Here is a 16,456-nt window from a genome sequence, read left to right as displayed (position 1 = left end):
GACTTCTCGCCGTGGATCCGGAGGAAGCACGTGCTCCTGGTGAAACGGATGCGCCACCGTGCGGCCGTCTTCGCCGCCCTCCTCGTGGTCGTCGCTGTGGCAAGCGGTCTGATCGTCGGAATCCTCGAATTCCTCTCAACCGCGGAGTCCTCGGGCGTGCGCTCCCAACTCGCGCAACGTGCGGGGGCGGACGCCGCGCTGCAGCTGACCCTCGCCAGCGACCCGGACGGCGCAGCCCAGGATGCGCGCGTTCACAGGCTGATCGCGCGCGTCTTCCGGGACGGGGATCGGGCGCTGCCCGTCGACATCACCCGCAGCCAGGTCTCGAGCAACCCCGTGCAACTGTCGACCGGCGTCAAGGCCTTCGTGGCGAGCATCCCCGGCCTCGAGTCGAATGCGAGCCTCGTGGATGGTGCGTGGCCGCGCGCACCGGGGGACGCCTCCGTGCAGGCCGATGCCGCTGCCGCCCTCGGCCTCACCCCGGGTGAAGAGCTCACCGTCGGCGACGCGAAGCTGAGGATCACGGCAACCTGGCGGCTCACGGATCCGCTCGACCCGCGCTGGGTGAGCGATTCACTCCTGATGCAGGGACTGCGCGGTGTCGTACTCGGGCCCATCGTGGTGCCGCAGCGGGAGCTCGATGCCATCGGGGCCGCGACGGACACCCGGTGGGCGATAGTGCCCCGGGTGGCGACCGTGGGCGCGGGCGATCTCGACATCATCATCGGGGGCTGGCGCACGATGGCCGACTCACTGAGTGCGGATCGGGGCTTCAACCTCGACAGCCTCGACCTTGGCGGTGAGTTCGTGAGCTCGGCTGCAGAGGTGCAGTCGAGCGTGAGCGCTCTCGGTGCCGTCTCCCCGGCCGCCGTCAGCGTCATCGCTGCCATCGCTGTGATCGCTCTCGTCGAACTGGGTCGATTGCTCGCCACCCTGCGCTCGACCGAGCATCTGCTGCTCTTCTCTCGCGGAGAGACCGTCGGCGCCCTCACCCGCGGGGCCTGTGGGGAGACGGCAGGCGTGGCCATCCTCGGTTCGGTCGCGGGGACCGTGGTGGCTGTGGTTCTGGTGGGGCAACCGCCGGGGCTCCTCGGGGCGACTGTGTGGATAGTGCCGGCGACGGCCACCGCCGTGGCCGTCGCCGTAGTCGGAACGACGACCTTCCTGGCCGCACGCTCGATCTCTCGAATGCAGGGCCTGGAGGCGAACGGACGGATGGCCCGGATGACCGGGCTCGCCGCACCGATCTTCCTGGGAATTGCCGCAGCCCTCGCGGTCTGGCAGTTGCGGCGCTACGGCTCGCCGATCATCGCGTCGCGTGGCGGCGGGACGCAGGTCGATCCGATCGCCGTGCTCGCTCCCGCGCTCGCGCTGATCGCCGTCGTGGTACTGGTGCTATCCGCGACGCCGCTCCTCCGGGCACCCTTGGATCGCGCTTCGGCGAGGTCCACGCGCCCCGCTCTCGTTTCGCGAAGCCTGTCGCGCCGCAGTCGCCTGTTCCTCGCGCCGTTCGTGATGTATGCCCTCGCGGCGGGCCAGTTGACGCTCGCGGCCGGCTACGCCGAGACTTGGGGCTCGGCCTATGCGACGACGGCGGCCCTCCGTGCGGGATCCGACCTGGTGATGATCGCCTCGCAAAGCCCGCTCTCGGAGTCGGTGCTGTCCACGGTGAGAGGCCTACCGGGTGTGACGGCAGTGGCCGCAATCGATTCCGAGCAGATCGAGGCGGGAGGAAACCCGGCGAGCATGATCGCGGCGACACCCGTCGCTATTGCGACGCTCGCGTCGAGCGCGGGTGGGGAATTCGATGCACGGGCGGCCGCCCGCGCCATCGCAGTGCCCTTCACCGGCCCCGTGCTCCCCCACGGAGTGGCAGATGTGGCCGTGTCCCTGACGAGCGACTCCACAGCTCCAATCGAACTCGGACTCGTGGTGGCCGACGACCTGGGCGTGCAGAGAGAGATCCGCGCCACCGGCGACCACCGCTTCGAACTCCCGTTGGGGCACGGCAGCTGGAAGGTCCTGGCCTTCGTCGTCCATCGGTCGCTCGACGGCCCCTCCGAGCTGGCCATCACCAGCCTCACTGCGGACGGCCTCGACATTCCCCTGGGTGGTGGATGGTCGGCGACGGGCTTCACTCCGCTCGCGGCCGCCCTCCCCGGGCCGCCCGCTGGTGCCGGATTCAGCGGCGCGGCCCGGGAGTCGACGGTGCGAGTCACTCCGCCCTTCGGCGACCTCAGCGGTCGGGTCGTGCCGCCGATTCTCATCTCCAGCGCCCTCGCTCACGCCGCGCGGATCGCCGTCGGCGACACCGTGAAGCTGTCGGTGGATGCGCTTCTGCCCGCATTCGACAGCGTCGTCGCCGGGATCGTCTCCGCGATCCCGGGCGCCGAATCCGATTCCGCGGTGCTCATCGACGATTCGCTGGTCGAGGCGGCCCGCGCGCGCCTCTACCAAGAGACGCCGACGCCGGCGGCGGCCTGGCTGGGATCCTCGAACCCGGCCAAGGCCTCCGCGGTCGTCCGGGAGGCCGTTCCCGGCGGGATCACCGTCGGAGCCCTCGTGGCAAGCGAGGATCGACGAGTGCTCGGCTCGGCCGTCACCGCGCTGTGGTTCGGTGCGGTGGGGGCGGGCATCCTCGCCCTCATCGCCCTCGTCACGGTGGCGGGTGCACAGCTGAGCACCCGTGCCCGAGAGGTCTTCGTGCTCCGCGCGCTCGGGATCTCCGACCGGCAACTCGTCTCCACGCGCCGGATCGAACTCGGTATCGTCGCCGCCGCAGGGCTCGCCGTGGGAGTCGGGGCGGGGATCGTGGTCGCGGCGCTCACGCTGGGGCCCCTCGCGCGCGCCGCAATTCCCGCCTCTTATGCTGCGCTGCCCACCGAGGTGGGGATCCAGCCGCTGGGGCTGGCGATCGGTCTTGCCGCCCTCGCACTTTCTCTCGGTCTCGTCATCGTCGACTATGCGCGCAGGGTGAGCCGGTGAGCCGCCGGTCCCCGGTGACGACACCGGCGCTGGTGCTGCGGCATCTACGTTCGCGGGTATCCACCTCCATCGCTCTCGGCCTGCTTATTGCCGTTGCCGTAGCGCTCGCTGTGCTGGTGCCGCGGGCGGTGGTGCTCGTTTCGAACGCCGAGCTGCAGCACCAACTCACTGCCCTCCCGGCCGGCGTCACAGACCTTTACGGCATCGGCAAACTGGGCCGAATCGACACCGGGTGTGACCTCTCCTCCGCCCAGGAGATATTCGGCCGGGCCGACGTCGACCTCCGCACCGTTCCGGCCGGACTGAAGGAGCCTCTCAGGGGTGCTCTTGGCCCGGTCTCCTGGGTCACCATGTTCCCGCCGGACTTGGTGAGTCTCGATTCCCCGCGACTCCGGGTGCAACCGATCCTGCGCTTGGCCGTCGACCTCCATTGGCTCGAACGGGTCACCTTCACCGCGGGAGCGCCGCCGGTGGCGAACCTCCGGGACAGGAGCGCCCCGATCGAGTTCGCGATCTCCCAGGACTTCGCCGATGAGGCGGGCTTCGAGGTGGGCGACGAGATCCGCTACCTTGAGGGAGTTCTCCGTGTGAGCGGCATCTACACTCCCGATCACCCGAACGATCCGTTCTGGGTGCACGCTCCAGAGTTGACCACGGCGTCGATCTCCCGCGACCCGGGGTCGCCGACGGTCGTGCGGGGAGCCGCGTACATCGATCCGGTTTCCGCGGTAGCTCTTCCCACCTCCCTCGAGCGTTCAGAACTTCGCGCCTGGTATCCCGTGCGCACCGACACCTTCAGGTTCGGCCGGCTCGCGAAGATCACCGGCCAGCTGATCCGAATCCGCACGCTGGGCGTGTATCTTCCGAGCGGCGCGAATCTGGCGTTCCAGACCACGCTTCCCGCGGAGCTGGATCAAGTGAAGGCCGCGGTCGGGACGACCACGGCAATCTCCTCCCTCTCCGGGTCGGCACCCCTTGGCGCGCTGTTGGCCGTGCTCGCACTGGGCACTCGCACAGTGCTCGATCGTCGACGCTCCACTCTCACGCTCGCGACGGCCAGGGGTGCGAGCCAGCTCCAATTGCGCGCGACGATGCTGATCGAAGGGATTTTGATCGGCATCCCCGGCTCCCTCGTCGCTCTGGTCGCCGTGGTGCTTGTCGTGCCGGTGCCCGAGCCCGTCGTCGCCGCAGGCTATGCACTCCCCGTGCTTCTCGCCCTCGCCGTGCCACTGCTCTTCGCCGCCTCGAGCCCGCGGGGGGTTGCGGGGCGCACCGATCTCGGGGCAGACGAGCGCCGGGGACGGTGGATAGTGGAGACGGTGATAGTCGGCGCTGCGGCTCTCGCGCTGGTTTTGTTGGGTCGCCGTGGGCTTGTTCCCGTCGATGGCGGGGTCGTCGATCCGCTGTTGGCGGTCACCCCGCTACTGCTCTCGCTCGCGATATGCGTCGTCGTTCTTCGGCTCTACCCGCTCCCGCTCCTCGCATTGCAGCGGGCCGCCCGAAGGGGGCGAAGCCCGGTCGGCCTGGTCGGCACCTCCGGGTCGCTCCGCGCGAACACCACCGCATTCGCCTCCGTACTCGCGCTGGTGGTGGGGGTGTCCGCCGCGATCTTCTCCCTCGTGCTGGTGTCGACAGTCACCACCGGTATCGGAACTGCCGCATCGAGCCAGGTCGGAGCAGACATCCGGGTCGACGCCGCGAGCATCGGTGGCTCGGCCGCCGTGACCGGCCTGCCCGGGGTGCGCGCCGCCGCCGCTCTCGACACGGTGCCCGGGGTGCAGATCCTGTTCGGCCGGGACACCCCCTTGGTCACCGTGGTGTTCGCCGACCTCGCCGCGCTGCACGAGGTGCGACCGGATCTTCCTGTGCTCACGGCGGGAGAGGTGCTGCTGTCACCGGATCTCGTAAGCCGGGCGCGTGGGGCGACCCGCCTCAACGGGCATGCCGTGACGCCCGTCGGCACCGTCAGCCGGCTCGGCCTCCCCGGACTCTCGCGATCATGGGTGCTCGCCGATATCGCCGACGAGTCCGCGATCGTGGGGGAACCGCCGACCTACGGGTCGCTCCTCGTCGCCACCCGGGCGGGCGCAAACATTCCGGCGACCGCCCGCGCGGTCAAAGACGTGGTCGCCGACTCCCAGACCTCAGCCAATCGCGATCGGGTCGAGGCCGTCGACACGACGACCGTCACGGCGGATGCCGCGGCTCGCCCGGGAATCGCCGGTCTCACAGTCGCCCTGCTGGTGGCCGCCGGCCTCTCGCTGCTCCTGTGTGCCCTGGCCGTGTCGCTCGCCGCGCTCGGCGCGGCACGTGAGCGGGCCCGATCCCGCGAGATCCTGCGCCTGCTCGGCATGTCGGGCGGGCAGCTTCGCCGGGTCATCGCCTGGGAGTTCGCCCCCGTGACCGTGGCCGCTCTAGTGGCCGGCACCGGCTTCGGCATCGCCCTCGCCGTGATCGTCACCACGCTCGTCGACCTCCGGTCCGTGGTGGGGGGCTCCGTGGTGATATCCCCGACGGTGCCGTGGGCTCTCGTGGCGGTCACCATCGGCGGCTTCGCCGTGGTGGTGGCGGCAACAGCCGCGATAACGTCGGCCGTGGCGGCAAGGCGACTCAGCGCCTCTGTCGCCGTGAAGATGGGAGCGTGAATGACCACGACAACGCTGACCGAAGCCCCGCAGATCGAATGCGTCGACCTCGTGCGCATCTTCTCGGGCGACGGGATCGAGGTGCAGGCTCTCCAGGGCCTCACCCTGCGAGTGAATCGGGGGGAGCTCACCGCGATAGTCGGCGCCTCCGGCTCGGGTAAGTCGACACTCCTCTCGATACTCTCGGGGCTCGACACCCCGACAGCGGGAGCGGCCCGTGTCGCCGGGCACGATCTCCTCGCCATGCGCGGCGCAGAACGCACCGCCTACCGGCGCCGCACCGTCGGCTTCGTGTGGCAGCAGACCTCGCGCAATCTCGTGCCGTACTTCACGGTGACCGAGAATGTCGCCACAGCTCTCGCCGTGGCGCGCTATCCCACGAAGCGGCGGCGGCAGCGAATCGCCGATGTTCTCGAGCCCCTTGGCATCGCAGATCTCGGTGATCGGCTTCCCGGCACGCTCTCCGGGGGACAGCAGCAGCGCACAGCGATCGCGGTCGCCCTGGCGAATGACCCTGAGGTGCTCTTCGCCGACGAGCCGACCGGCGAACTCGACGCCGCGAATTCCGAGCGGGTGCTCGAGGCCATGAGGGATGTGAACGAACGGCTCGGGGTGACCGTTCTCATCGTCACCCACGACCCCGGGGTGTCTTCGCATGTTCGCCGCACCGTGCAGATCCGCGACGGACGCACCTCCACCGAGGTGTTCCGCTCCACCCGCGTGAACGACAGTGGGAGGTCCGTGCAGCACGCCGAGGAATTCGCGGTGCTCGACCGCGTGGGACGACTGCAGCTTCCCGAGGAGTACCTCTCGACACTCGGCCTCCAGGACCGTGTGCGGTTGCAGCTCGAATCTGACCGGGTAGAGGTGCGTCCCACTGAACAGGAATCCGAGGATCAGCGATGAGCGACGTCGTCGTGAGAGCCGAGGGGCTGACCCGGGTGTACGGGCGGGGCGATGGTGCGACGCATGCCCTCAGAGACGTAAGCCTCGAGGTCGGTGCGGGTGAACTCGTGGTGCTCCGTGGACCCTCCGGATCGGGTAAGACGACCCTGTTGAACCTCCTCGGAGGTCTCGATGTGCCGACCTCTGGTCGGGTTCACCTCGATGGCACGGATGTCACCCACGCGAGTCCGTCGCAGTGGGTGGCTCTGCGCCGCGACACCGTCGGCTATGTCTTCCAGGCATTCGCACTGATCCCGCACCTCTCTGCGGCCGAGAACATCGAACTTCCGCTTCGAATCCATGGCGACGCCGTCATCGGGAGAGACGCCCGCGTTGCCGAACTGCTCGCACTCGTCGGGCTCGGCGCGCATGCCAACCAACGCCCGGCGGAACTCTCCGGGGGGCAACAGCAGCGCGTGGGTATCGCCCGCGCGCTCGCCAACCGCCCTCGCCTGCTCATCGCCGACGAGCCGACCGGACAGCTGGACAGCGCGACCGCGGCTTCGATGATGGGGCTGCTCTCCCAACTCGTCCACCGGGAGGGCGTGGCGGCGATCGTGTCGACCCACGATCCGAAGATCACCGCGGGGGCCGACCGCGTCATCAATATCCTCGACGGCTCGCTCGAGTAACGCGCGCCTGCTGCCCCGAGGGTCCCACTCAGCGGTGAAGTCCCAGATCGATCCGCTCGGCCACTCGAACATGAGCCCACATCCCGCGACGGCGACCGCGACCGCGACCGCGAAAAACACCGAAGGCCGACCCGGTATTTCACCAGATCGGCCTTCAGATGTTCAAGAGATGAACCCGACTTGTTCAAAAGTGAATTCACCGTTGTGCGCGAGGGGGGACTTGAACCCCCATGCCCTCACGGGCACACGGACCTGAACCGTGCGCGTCTGCCAATTTCGCCACTCGCGCAGACTTAGCGACATTACCACAGCGCACGCGAGCCGGATGAGCCGGGCAGTGGAAGGCGCGGCACAGGCCGTGCGGCTAACATCGACCTACATGCTCGCACAGTGACGAGGGAGAACGTTGGGCCTGCTGGACAGCTTCGAGAAGGGTTTGGAGCGCGCCGTCAACGGGGCGTTCGCCAAGACCTTCAAGTCCGGCCTGCAACCGATCGAGATCACCTCCGCGCTGCGCCGGGAGCTCGATACCAAGGCCGCGGTGGTCGCCCGTGACCGAATCCTGGTGCCCAACCGGTTCACCGTCCGCCTCTCGAGCGCGGACTTCGCCAAGATGACCGCCATCGGCCCCACGCTCGTCGACGAACTCAGCCGACTGGTCCAGCAGCACGCCGCGGCCCAGCATTACCAGTTCTCCGGCGGCATCAGCATCGAGCTCGCCGAAGACGGCACACTGACGCAGGGCGTGCTGGGCATCGACTCGGTGAGCGTCAAGGGCACCGTCTCCTGGACGCCGGTGCTGGATGTCGCGGGCAAGCGCTACCCCATCGTGAAGAGCCGCACGATCATCGGGCGCGGCCACGACGCGGACATCACCGTGGATGACACCGGCATCTCGCGCAAGCACGTCGAGATCCTCTGGGACGGCACTCGCGCCGAGGTTAACGACCTCGGATCCACCAACGGCTCGCAGCTCAACGGCTCTCCGGTGCACAAAGCGCCACTCGCCCCCGATTCCGTCATCAATATCGGAAGAACCCGTATCGTGTTCCGGGTGCTCGCCCAATCAGCGTCGGCTTACCAGTTCTCCGATCTCCGTGCCGGCGACGACGGTGCCGGCGGTCGGCGATGAGTGAACTCACCCTTCTTCTTCTGCGATTCGGGTTCCTGATCATCCTCTGGGCCTTCGTTTTCGCTGTCGTCTACGCGCTGCGCACCGACCTGTTCGGACAGCGGGTGCGCCGGTTGCCCGCGGATGTCGCATCCGGGGCCGTCGCGGCGAGCCCGCCCTTCGTCGCTTCCGCCGTCGCGCCGCCGGTGGCGCCTGCTCCTGCCTGGGGAGGCGGCACTGCGTCCGACGCCACCGAGGCGTTCGAGGTACAGCCGAACCGGGGTAACTCGTCACTCGTCGCGACCCGGCTGGTCATCACCTCCGGGCCGAAGGAGGGCCTCGAACTCAGCCTGCCGAAGGAGCCCCTGACCATCGGCCGATCGAGCGAGAGCGGCCTCGTCATCCGCGACGATTACACCTCCACACACCATGCTCGCCTCATGCTGTGGAGCGAAGACTGGGTGATCCAGGACCTAGACTCGACCAACGGCACGTTCCTCAACGGCACTCGGGTCACGCTTCCCACACCGGTACCGCTCAATACTCCGGTTCGGATCGGCACGACCAGTTTCGAACTTCGGCGGTAGGTGAATGGCCACATCGGGCAAGAGCACGGCCGTTTCGCACGTCGGAAAGATCCGGGCGAACAACCAGGACTCCGGCTATGCGGGCACGCAGCTCTTCGTGGTCGCCGACGGCATGGGCGGCCACGCCGGCGGTGACGTCGCCTCCGCCATCGCGCTCAAACGCGTGATGGAGGCTGACCGGCAGTACGCCTCGGCCGCCGATGCGGAGTTCGCCCTGCAGTCCGCGCTCAGCGCGGCCAACACCATGCTCGCCGAGACGGTGTTCGAACATCCGGAGCTCACCGGCATGGGCACGACGGTGAGCGCCATCCTGCGTTCCGGCTCGCAGGTCGCCATCGCCCACATCGGCGACTCCCGCATCTACCTGCTGAGGGATGGCACGCTCAAGCAGATCACCGCCGACCACACCTTCGTGCAGCGCCTCGTCGACAGCGGGCGCATCACGCCGGAAGAGGCGGCCGTCCACCCCCGCCGGTCCGTGCTCATGCGCGTGCTCGGCGACGTGGATGCCACGCCCGAGATCGACACCACGGTGTTCGATGTGCTGCCCGGGGACCGCTGGATGCTCTGCTCCGACGGCCTCTCGAGCTACGTCTCCGACGACAAGATCGAGCACACTCTCACGTCCCAGGCCGTGGTGCAGGATGCGGCGGAACGCCTGGTGAAGGAGAGCCTCGACCAGGGGGCGCCAGACAATGTCACGGTGGTAATCGTCGATATCGACGAGACCGGCGAATCCGCGTCATCACCGGTCATGATCGTCGGGTCCGCCGCCTCCCCCCTCACCTTCGAGGGCGAGTCGGGCCGTCGCCCACTCCGCCTGCCCACCCTGCTGCTGCATCCGCTCAAGTCGACTCAGGCGCACGAAGACAGTCACTTCGAACCGGAATCCGACGAGTACCTCGACGAGCTGATCCTCGAAGACCGTCGCCGCGCCCGTCGTCGCCGCGTCACCTGGCTCGTGGGGATCATCGTCATCGTCGCCCTGCTCGCCAGCGCACTCTTCGTGGGCTACCGCTGGTCGCAGTCGCTGTACTACGTGGGTGCCGACGGCCAAACGGTGGCCATCTACCGGGGAATCCAGCAGGATCTCGGTCCGATCAGCCTGCACAGCATCTACACCGAGACCAGCGTGCGGCTCGACGACCTGCCGAGCTACACCCGCAAGACTGTCGTCGACACCATCAGCGCCTCCGATCTCGCCGACGCGAAGGCGATCATCAAACGACTGACGAATGCCAGCAAGTAGAGCACTGTCATGACCAGCACCGAAGGCACCACCCAGATCGGGATGCCCGCGCCCGCAGCGTCGGAAACGGGAGCGCTGTCGACCCTCACCAGCACGATCCGCTTGAAGTTGCGCGTTCCCGCGAAGCTCCGCAACCTCGAACTCGCCCTTCTGCTCTTCGCGGTCGCCGTCGTCGGATCGTCGATCGCCCTCGTCGAGCTCGGCACCCTCGGCGCGGTGCAGGGCCCGGTTCTCGCGCTGGCGGCGGGACTCGGCGTAATCACCCTCGTCATCCATGTGGCGCTGCGATTCGTCGCGGCGCAAGCGGATCCCTTCATCCTCCCCGTGATCACCCTGCTCAACGGGCTCGGCATAGCGGAGATCTACCGGCTGGACATCGGCAAGAATCAGTCGGGCTGGGAGGCGGCCGGCGTGCGCCAGATCGCCTGGACGGCACTGGCGATGCTGCTGGCGCTTGCCGTGCTGATCGTCATCCGCAATCACCGGGTGCTGCAGCGCTACCGCTACATCGCCATGTTCGTCGGGATCGTGCTGCTGCTGATGCCGATGCTGCCCGGGATCGGCCAGACGATCAACGGCGCCCGGCTCTGGATCCGCTTCGGCAGCTTCAACTTCCAACCCGGAGAGCTCGCCAAGATCGCCCTTGCCATCTTCTTCGCCGGCTACCTGGTCACCGCGCGCGACAGCCTGTCCCTCGTCGGACGCAAGTTTCTCGGAATGCGCTTTCCGCGGGTGCGCGACCTCGGCCCGATCCTCGTGATCTGGCTCGCCGCGATGGCGGTGTTGGTCTTCCAGCGTGACCTCGGCACCGCGCTGTTGTTCTTCGGCCTGTTCCTCGTGATGATCTATGTCGCGACGGGACGCCTCAGCTGGGTCATCCTCGGTCTCGCGCTGTTCGTCGGGGGTGCCCTGATCGCCAGCCAACTGCTCGGCTATGTCGGCGGGCGATTCAGCTCCTGGCTGGACGCCTTCAACCCGAAGATCTATGACGCTCCAGGCGGGAGCTACCAGCTCGTACAGGGAATCTTCGGTCTCGCCCACGGCGGCCTGATCGGCACCGGCTGGGGCCAGGGGAGTCCCGGAATCGTGCCTCTCGCCGAGAGCGACTACATCATCGCGAGCCTCGGTGAAGAGCTCGGACTGGCGGGGCTGTTCGCCATCCTCGCCCTCTACCTGCTCTTCGTGTCCCGAGGATTCCGCATCGGTTTTGCCGGACAGGATGATTTCGGGCGCCTCCTCGGCGTCGGCCTCTCCTTCGTCATCGCACTCCAGGTGTTCATCGTGCTGGGGGGAGTGACCCGGGTGATTCCGCTCACCGGTCTCACCACCCCGTTCCTCGCGGCGGGCGGATCCTCGCTCGTGGCCAACTGGATCATCGCCGCCCTGCTGTTGAGGCTCTCCGACAGCGTGCGGAACCAACCCCAATTGGTGGTGGAGTGATGAATCGGCAGCTCAAACGCGTGACCATCGCGGTGATGCTGATGTTCCTCGCGTTGTTCACGTCTACCACCATCATCACCGTCTTCCAAGTGGACTCGCTCAACGCTGACCCGCGAAATGTACGCACCCTCAACGACAGCTACTCGGCCGAGCGGGGGCCGATCCTCGTCGACGGTCAGGCGATCGCCGAATCCAAGCCGGTCGCCGACAAGTACAAGTTCCAGCGCGTCTACAGCAATCCGCAGCTCTATTCCGCGGTCACCGGATACTTCACCCTCAATCAGGGCAACACCGGCGTCGAGGGAGCACTGAACAGTTACCTCAGCGGCACCGCCAACGACCAGTTCCTCAACAAGGTCAATTCGATCCTCACGGGCCAGACCCCCAAGGGTGCTTCCGTCTCCCTGACCATCGATCCCAAGATCCAGCAGGCGGCCTGGGATGCCCTCGGCGACAACGCGGGATCGGTGGTCGCGCTCGACCCGCGCACCGGGGCGATCCTTGCCATGGTGTCGAAGGCCGCTTACGACCCCAACGTGCTGGCCTCCCACAACTCCACCGACGTGATCAGCGCCTACAAGGCCCTTCTCGCGGACCCCACGAAACCGCTCATCAACCGGGCGATCGCCGGCGACCTGTACTACCCCGGATCCGTCTTCAAATTGATCACCACCTCCGCGGCGATCGACAGCGGCAAATACACCCCCGAAGACACCTTCCCCAACCCCAGCACTTTCACCCTCACCGGCACCTCGACGAACATCAACAACGCAGAGGGCGGCAGCTGCGGCGGCGGCGCGACGGTCTCGATCGCCGATGCACTCCGTCTCAGCTGCAACATCCCTATGGCCCAGCTCGGCGCGGCACTCGGCGGCGACGAACTGAAGAAGTACGCCACGGCATTCGGATTCGGCCAGAAGCTCTCGATCCCCATGGCCGTCACACCGAGTATCTATAACGTCGGCGACACCGCCCAGGTGCAGCTCTCGGCTTTCGGGCAATTCGAAGACCGGGTCACCCCGCTGCAGGTGGCGATGACCTCGGCCGCCATCGCCAACGGCGGTTCGCTCATGCAGCCGACCCTGATCAAAGAGATCACGGCACCGGATCTCACGCCGATCCAGCCCTTCCAGCAGAAGGTCTTCAGCCAGCCGATCACCCCGGCCACCAGTGCCACCATGACGCAGCTGATGATCAACAACGTGAGCAACGGGGCTGCCAGTAATGCAAGAATTAGTGGAGTCGATGTGGCAGGCAAAACCGGTACAGCGCAAAACGGCGACGGCAAGCCCTACACCCTCTGGTTCACCGGCTTCGCGCCCGCAGACAACCCGAAAGTTGCTGTGGCGGTCGTCGTGGAAAACGGAAAGAGCTTCGGCAATGCGGTCGCGGCCCCAATCGCGAAAAAGGTAATAGAGGCGGTGCTTGGCAAATGAGACCCACGAGTGGCCTCACTTTCGGAGGACGGTACCAACTCTCCAGCCGGGTCGCCATCGGCGGCATGGGCGAGGTCTGGCAGGCGACCGACCTCGTGATCGGGCGCACCGTCGCCATCAAGATCCTCAAAGACGAGTACCTCGGTGATCCCGGTTTCCTCGAGCGTTTCCGCGCCGAGGCCCGGCATGCCGCCCTGGTCAACCACGAGGGCATCGCCAACGTCTTCGACTACGGCGAGGAAGAGGGCAGCGCCTACCTCGTGATGGAACTGGTGCCCGGCGAAGCCCTGTCCACCATCCTCGAACGCGAACGCGTGCTCTCCACCGACCGCGTGCTCGATATCGTGGCCCAGACGGCATCCGCGCTGCATGCCGCCCACTCAGCCGGACTCGTACACCGCGACATCAAGCCGGGCAACCTGCTGATCACCCCGGATGGCCGCGTCAAGATCACCGATTTCGGTATCGCCCGCATCGCCGACCAGGTGCCGCTCACCGCCACCGGCCAGGTGATGGGCACCGTGCAGTACCTGTCGCCGGAGCAGGCGAGCGGTCACCCGGCCTCGCCGACCACCGACATCTACTCGCTCGGCATCGTGGCCTACGAGGCCCTCGCCGGCAAGCGGCCATTCACCGGTGAGTCCCAGGTCGCCATCGCGATGGCGCAGATCAACGAGGCCCCGCCGGAACTGCCGGTGACGGTCTCCGAGCCCGTGCGTAACCTCGTCTATGCCTGCATCGCCAAGAACCCGGCCGACCGTCCGGCATCCGCCGCTCATCTCGCTCGCGCGGCCCAGGCGCTTCGCCGCGGGGATGTCGCGGGGGCGGCATCCGCCGTGCCCGGAATCCTCGGAGCGGGCACCCTGCCCGCACTCCTGCGCGAGAACCCCGCAACCCAGGCGACCCGGCTGCTCACCACCGCGAACGCCGTGGAATCGGGGCCACCGACCACACCGGTGCCCACCAAGACCCGCAGCCCGTGGACCTGGCCGCTCATCGCACTCGTGGCGATCCTGCTCGTCGTGCTCATCGGGGCCCTGATCACGCTGCTGGGCAATCCTTCGCCGGCGCCGTCCAAGTCGCCGCCCGTCTCCAAGCCCCCTGTGTCGTCGAGCCCGTCGCCGTCTCCCACGAGCGACATCGTCAACATCGGGCCCACCAAGTTCATCGGTGAGAAGCTCGCCGCGGTGCAGGCTGAACTCGACTCCCTCGGACTCGCCGCGAACATGGTGCCGGATGCGAGTCCCGCACCCGACGCCTCCAAGGTCGGCACCGCCTACTTCGTGAACCCCACCGGCAATGTGCGCAAGAACGACACGATCACCGTGCGGTTCTACGGCGACGTCGCGGCCACGCCCTCCCAGCCTGGCGCACTCACGGCAGGCACCGTCGGCCCCGACAACACTGTGACGGTCACCATCCCGGCCTACGTGGGCTGCCCCGAGGGGTCCACCCTCCTCAATTTCACCTTCACGGCGAGCGCTCCCTCCACTTTCACGCCAGCCAATCCGGTCGGGGCGACAGCGACCACCGTCACCTGGAACCTCGCGCCGACCCTCGGCACGAACAACACCATGACCTACGTCGCGAATTGTTCCGGCGGAACCTCGCCCTCCTCCCCGACCCTGACCAAGACGTCTGTCGCTCCGCCCACGACGACCCCCTAACCACCGGGCGCTAAACCGCGACGCATTACACTGGCAAGGTCCTGCCCCCGCATCCCCAGGAGATCATCCGTGACTGAAGGCACTCGGCTACTCGCCGGCCGCTATGAGGTCGGTGCGCTCATTGGCCGGGGTGGCATGTCGGATGTTCACGTCGGCACGGACATCCGGCTCGGGCGCCGAGTCGCGATCAAGCTGCTCAAGCCGGCGCTGGCGACGGATCCGCGATTCCGCGTTCTCTTCCGCGAGGAGGCCCAGAAGGCCGCCCGCATGGCTCATCCCACGATCGTGCGCGTCTTCGATGCTGGAGAGGAGACCGTTCGCGAGCCGAACGGGCTCGAGACCCAGGTGCCGTACATCGTCATGGAATTCGTCGACGGACGGCTGCTCAAAGACATCGTGGCCGACGGTCCGCTCGAACCCAAGGAGGCCGTGCGCATAGTCTCCGGCATCCTCACCGCCCTCGAGTACAGCCATCGCGCGCTGCTGGTGCACCGCGACATCAAGCCCGGCAACGTCATGGTCACCCAGAACGGCCAGGTCAAGGTGATGGACTTCGGCATCGCCCGTGCCGTCTCCGACAATTCCGCCACCGTCGCCGACACCAGCGCGGTGCTGGGCACCGCACAGTACTTCTCTCCGGAACAGGCCCGCGGCGAGACCGTGGATGCCCGCACCGACCTCTACTCCACCGGCGTAGTGCTCTTCGAGCTCCTCACCGGCCGGCCGCCGTTTCGCGGTGATCGCGCCGCCGCCGTCGCGTACCAGCACATCAGCGAGGCCCCGGTCGCGCCGAGCACCATCAACCCGCGGGTGTCTCCGTCTCTCGACTCCGTGGTGCTCCACGCCCTCGCGAAAGACAAGTTCCAGCGCTTCCAGACCGCTGCCGAGTTCCGCCAGGATCTCGAGGATGCGAGCGCCGGCGGAATCCCGCCCCGCAAGCCTCCGGTCACCGACTTCAACTCCACGCTCTTCGGCGTGAACCCCTCAGCGACCGCCGGCTCCGAGGCCGCTCTTCGGCAGCTGGCCGCGCCCAACGACGAGCGTGGCGTCCGCACCCAGAACCGTCCTCCCGTCGCCTGGATCTGGGTCGGGATAACCGTTCTCGCGGTCATCCTCATCGCCGTCGTGTTCTGGGTCGTCAACCTCCCGCCCGCCACCATCGGGGACAACCTCTCGGTGAAGGTGCCGGATGTCAAAGGCCAGCTCTACGACCAGGGTGCCGCGAAGCTGAAAGAGGCGGGGCTCAAGACCACCAAGCTCGACCAGTCGAGTTCCACCGTCGAGAGCGGCCACATCATCAGCACCGATCCGACCGCGGGCCAGAAGGTCTCCAAGGACGGCACCGTGCTGGTCACCGTCTCATCGGGCAAGACGCCCACCTCCATCCCGAGTCTCAGCAATCTCACCGTCGAGGCGGCGAAGGCCGCCCTCGAGGCCCGAAAGCTCGCGCTGGGCACCAACACGCCGGAGAACTCCGCCACAATCACGTCCGGCACCGTCATCCGAAGCGACCCGGCGGCAAGCAGCCCTGCTCGTGAGGGCGACGTCGTCAACCTTTTCATCTCCACCGGGCTCGTGACGATCCCGTCGGTGGTCGGAGCGGACATCGGCGATGCGAACACCCAGCTCGGCGTGCTTCAACTGACCATCAATCCGGTGGCCGATTCCACCTGCACCGGGAGCAAGGTGAAGGCGCAGTCCCTCACCGGCGACCAGCCGCAACGCTCGACGATCACCCTCACCTACTGCAGCGGTTAGG

11 protein-coding genes and 1 tRNA gene are annotated in these 16,456 nt (G+C 67.5%); 11 read left to right on the top strand and 1 reads right to left on the bottom strand.

The window, feature by feature from the left end:
• Positions 1–30 precede the first annotated feature (30 nt).
• The 4 genes from F1C58_RS00145 to F1C58_RS00130 are packed head-to-tail and all read left to right on the top strand — an operon-like array spanning position 31 to position 7,207.
• On the top strand, positions 31–2,985 hold the full coding sequence (locus F1C58_RS00145; RefSeq protein WP_185202057.1) for an FtsX-like permease family protein: 2,955 nt from the start codon (positions 31–33) through the stop codon (positions 2,983–2,985).
• Entirely contained in the window at positions 2,982–5,630 is a 2,649-nt protein-coding gene (locus tag F1C58_RS00140) for an FtsX-like permease family protein (protein WP_185202056.1), read from the top strand. The genes F1C58_RS00145 and F1C58_RS00140 overlap by 4 nt, the downstream gene beginning before the upstream one ends.
• Complete coding sequence (locus tag F1C58_RS00135) at positions 5,631–6,536, top strand: ABC transporter ATP-binding protein (protein ID WP_185202055.1); 906 nt, start codon at positions 5,631–5,633, stop codon at positions 6,534–6,536.
• Positions 6,533–7,207 carry an ABC transporter ATP-binding protein gene (locus tag F1C58_RS00130; protein ID WP_185202054.1) on the top strand — a complete coding sequence of 225 codons (675 nt, stop codon included), beginning with the start codon at positions 6,533–6,535 and terminating at the stop codon, positions 7,205–7,207. Before F1C58_RS00135 ends, F1C58_RS00130 begins: the two co-directional genes overlap by 4 nt.
• Before the next feature lie 205 nt (positions 7,208–7,412).
• Here F1C58_RS00130 and F1C58_RS00125 read toward each other — a convergent pair.
• Positions 7,413–7,496, bottom strand: a tRNA-Leu gene (locus F1C58_RS00125).
• Between the two features lie 117 nt (positions 7,497–7,613).
• Between F1C58_RS00125 and F1C58_RS00120 the strand changes: the two genes are divergently transcribed.
• The 7 genes from F1C58_RS00120 to pknB all read left to right on the top strand — a co-directional run bounded on the left by F1C58_RS00120 (position 7,614) and on the right by pknB (position 16,455).
• On the top strand, positions 7,614–8,339 hold the full coding sequence (locus tag F1C58_RS00120) for a DUF3662 and FHA domain-containing protein (protein ID WP_185202053.1): 726 nt from the start codon (positions 7,614–7,616) through the stop codon (positions 8,337–8,339).
• Positions 8,336–8,905 carry an FHA domain-containing protein gene (locus F1C58_RS00115; RefSeq protein WP_185202052.1) on the top strand — a complete coding sequence of 190 codons (570 nt, stop codon included), beginning with the start codon at positions 8,336–8,338 and terminating at the stop codon, positions 8,903–8,905. Before F1C58_RS00120 ends, F1C58_RS00115 begins: the two co-directional genes overlap by 4 nt.
• A 4-nt stretch (positions 8,906–8,909) precedes the next feature.
• Positions 8,910–10,154: a Stp1/IreP family PP2C-type Ser/Thr phosphatase gene (locus F1C58_RS00110; protein WP_185202051.1), complete on the top strand. Its 1,245-nt coding sequence runs from the start codon at positions 8,910–8,912 to the stop codon at positions 10,152–10,154.
• A 9-nt stretch (positions 10,155–10,163) separates the two neighbouring features.
• Positions 10,164–11,594 carry an FtsW/RodA/SpoVE family cell cycle protein gene (locus F1C58_RS00105; RefSeq protein ID WP_370543674.1) on the top strand — a complete coding sequence of 477 codons (1,431 nt, stop codon included), beginning with the start codon at positions 10,164–10,166 and terminating at the stop codon, positions 11,592–11,594.
• Entirely contained in the window at positions 11,594–13,030 is a 1,437-nt protein-coding gene (locus F1C58_RS00100) for a penicillin-binding protein 2 (RefSeq protein ID WP_185202050.1), read from the top strand. Before F1C58_RS00105 ends, F1C58_RS00100 begins: the two co-directional genes overlap by 1 nt.
• Positions 13,027–14,697: a serine/threonine-protein kinase gene (locus F1C58_RS00095; RefSeq protein WP_185202049.1), complete on the top strand. Its 1,671-nt coding sequence runs from the start codon at positions 13,027–13,029 to the stop codon at positions 14,695–14,697. The genes F1C58_RS00100 and F1C58_RS00095 overlap by 4 nt, the downstream gene beginning before the upstream one ends.
• A 69-nt stretch (positions 14,698–14,766) precedes the next feature.
• Entirely contained in the window at positions 14,767–16,455 is a 1,689-nt protein-coding gene (gene pknB / locus F1C58_RS00090) for a Stk1 family PASTA domain-containing Ser/Thr kinase (RefSeq protein ID WP_185202048.1), read from the top strand.
• Position 16,456 lies beyond the last annotated feature (1 nt).

It is taken from the genome of Glaciihabitans sp. INWT7 (genome assembly GCF_014217685.1).
Lineage (GTDB): Bacteria > Actinomycetota > Actinomycetes > Actinomycetales > Microbacteriaceae > Lacisediminihabitans.
The sequence above is the reverse complement of the archived record's forward strand: the minus strand, read 5'-3'. Positions and strand labels throughout refer to the sequence as shown.